Annotated in this window: 2 protein-coding genes and 1 pseudogene; all 3 read left to right on the forward strand. The window is 63.0% G+C overall.

All coding sequences use genetic code 11. The features are described 5' to 3' along the window. Positions 1–129: 129 nt before the first annotated feature. Entirely contained in the window at positions 130–693 is a 564-nt protein-coding gene (locus ACH2DW_RS15210; protein ID WP_394930592.1) for a hypothetical protein, read from the forward strand. A 111-nt stretch (positions 694–804) separates the two neighbouring features. Next, entirely contained in the window at positions 805–2,013 is a 1,209-nt protein-coding gene (locus ACH2DW_RS15215; protein WP_394930593.1) for an SPFH domain-containing protein, read from the forward strand. Positions 2,014–2,185: 172 nt separating this feature from the next. Next, positions 2,186–2,955 (forward strand): annotated as a pseudogene (locus ACH2DW_RS15220) (hypothetical protein); the annotation flags it as partial.

Consider the following 2,955-nt stretch of genomic DNA (forward strand, 5'->3'; position numbering starts at 1 on the left):
TGGCCGCAAGCGCCGACCTGTTCCTCGTTTCAGCGTCCGACTCAATCACCCGCCAGGTGCTGGAGGGTGAGGCCAGCCATGAGACAGTGAGTTGAGCCTGCCCGGTCGACCCGCAGGAGATCACCCGCCGTGCCCGATCCCATCCCAACGGAATCCGCCCGGGAACGGCTGACGGTCAGCGGACCGTTGGCGCTCGCCGCGGTGACACTCGGGTTGCTCACCTGGCCTATTGCGTTCAACCTTGGTGCGTGCGGCGAGATTTTCTACGTCAACATCTTCCAGGTAGTCGTGGCCGCGTCGATCCTCTTCGTGATCACGACAGTCAACGGCGGATACGGCGCTCCGTGGAAATGGCTCATCCGGATCGCCTTGGCGGCGCCTCTGTTCTGGCTGCTCGCCGCAGCCTTTCTCACAGGGTCAACATCAGAGGCGATGGATCAGCCCATCTTCGTCGTGTCGCTGATCCTGATTCTGCTCATCTCGGTGCCGCTGACGCTGCGTCTCTTCGTCGACATGTCAATGCCCAAACTCGCCCAGACCGGTAGTCGGAGAAACACCGCATCGCTCGTGGCCCTGGTTGCTGTCCTCGGTGCCATCGGCTTCATCGTTGGACGCGAACACGCTCGGTTCTTGACCTGTTACGACTTCTCTGTCGCTGGTGCGTCCGAACCCGACAACTGCGTCCGGCAGTGACCGCTTCGCACTCTCCCCGCCCACTCGACCGACGATGGGCAGCGGTACGGTTCGCATCGGTCATCTATGGTGAGCAGCGAACCTCACGGACAGATGAAAGGCGGGCCTGACATGGGTCTTCTCGACAAACTCAAGGGCGAACTCGTTGACATCATCGAGTGGATCGATGATTCCCGCTCGACATTGGCATGGCGCTTTCCCCGCTATCAGAATGAGATCAAGAACGGCGCGCAACTCATTGTCCGCGAAGGCCAGAAGGCGGTGTTCGTCTACCGCGGTGCGTTGGCTGATCAATTCGAGCCCGGCCACTACGAACTGAAGAGCGAGAACCTGCCGATCATGTCGACGCTGCAGGGCTGGAAACACGGTTTCGACAGCCCATTCCGCAGCGAGGTGTACTTCATCAACACCCGCCCGGTCACCGACTTGCGCTGGGGTACTCCGCAGCCCGTCACGGTTCGCGACCCGGATTTCAAGATGGTGCAGATCCGCGCCAACGGCCTCTGCGTTGTCAAAATTGCCGATATTGAGACCTTTCTGAAGGAAGTCATCGGCACCGACTCCGCTGTCGAGGCCGACGAGATCGCAGAGCTGCTCCGCAGAGTCATCTCGATGGCGTTCTCGGACATGGTCCTCGAGACCGGTCTCGGTGCGATCGACCTCCAGGGGCAACAGGTAGCGCTGTCGGGCAAACTTGCCGAGTTCGTCCAGGAACGCGTCGACGACGAGTTCGGTCTCGAAATCCCCGAGATGACAATGAACATCTCGCTGCCCGACGAGATCACCCAGGCCATGACCCGTGGTGTCGCCAAGGGAGTCGAAGCATCCGGCTTCGTCGAGAACGTCGACCTCAACAAGTACCAGCAGGCCCAAGCCGCCAATGCAATGCTTGCCGCTGCCGAGAATGAAGGCGGCTCCGTCATGGGCGACATGATGCAGATGGGAATGGGCGCCGTCATGGCCGGCCAGATGGCTCAGTCGATGCCTGGCATGGGGGCAAATCAGCAGGTCGCGCCGCAACAACAGCAAGCGGCGCCCGCGCCGACCGCAGCGCCGGCGCCGCCGCCGCTGCCCGGCCAGACCATGTATCACGTCGATCACGGAGGCCAGCCGGGCGGTCCGTACAACATGGCCCAGATGCAAGCCGGCATTGGGAACGGCCAGGTCACCGGACAAACCCTGGTCTGGTCTCACGGCATGGCTGGGTGGGCAGCAGCCCAGACGGTGCCGCAGTTGCAGGCCCTGTTTGCCACTCCCCCGCCGATGCCGCCGCGCAGCGCGGAGCCCCCGCCAATGCCGCCATCGCCCGCCGCCGGGTGACGGGCCACCGATGAGCGAACAGCCACCTCCACCGTCGTCACCCCCACCCCCACCTTCACAGCCACCCCCGCTTCCCGAACCCGACGGTTTGGCACCTCCGCCTTCACCGCCACCTCCGGCCGGCGACGAGGGGGCGCCCGACGAGACCGACCCATCGGCGGAATCAATGGCGATGAAGCACTCCACCGAAGACAGCCGGACCTATCCGTGCGAAGCCTGCGGCGGGGAGTTGCACTTCGACATTCGCAGCCAACTCCTCAAGTGCGCGCACTGCGGCAACACCCATGAGTTGGTGGAAAACGACGGACAAGTCAACGAAAAAGACCTGCGCGAGGCGCTCAGGCTCGTGCAGTCCAGCAAGCAATCCCATCAACAGAACTTTGTCGGCACCGAGAAGGAAGTCACCTGCCAGAACTGCGGCGGCAACACGATGTTCTCTGGGTCACTCACCGCAGAGAAGTGCCCCTACTGCGCAACACCGATTCAGCGCGATGACGTCCACGACGCTCCCGAACGCCTCCCGGTCGATGGCGTGCTGCCGTTCTCCATCGACGACAAACAGGCCAAGGAGCTGATCGAAAAGTGGATCAGTAAGCGCTGGTTTGCGCCCACCGAGTTCAAGACCTACAGCCGCACCGGAGCGTTCTCAAGCGTCTACACCGCGTACTTCACCTACGACGCTGACACCCGGACGCGCTACACGGGCCGTCGCGGCGACAACTACACCGTCACAGTCGGCTCGGGCGAGAATCGACGCACCGAGACACGCACCAGTTGGAGCCGGGCCAGCGGCACGGTCACCAACAGCTTCGACGACGTCACGGTCTTCGCCAACGAGGGGTTCGAACGCAACCGCATCGCCAAGCTCGAGCCGTGGCCGACCGAGACAGCAAAGCCGTACTCTGCGGAATATGCCGCCGGGCACCTCCGTCGCACCTACGA

The sequence above is a fragment of the uncultured Ilumatobacter sp. genome (assembly GCF_963980585.1).
GTDB lineage: Bacteria > Actinomycetota > Acidimicrobiia > Acidimicrobiales > Ilumatobacteraceae > Ilumatobacter_A.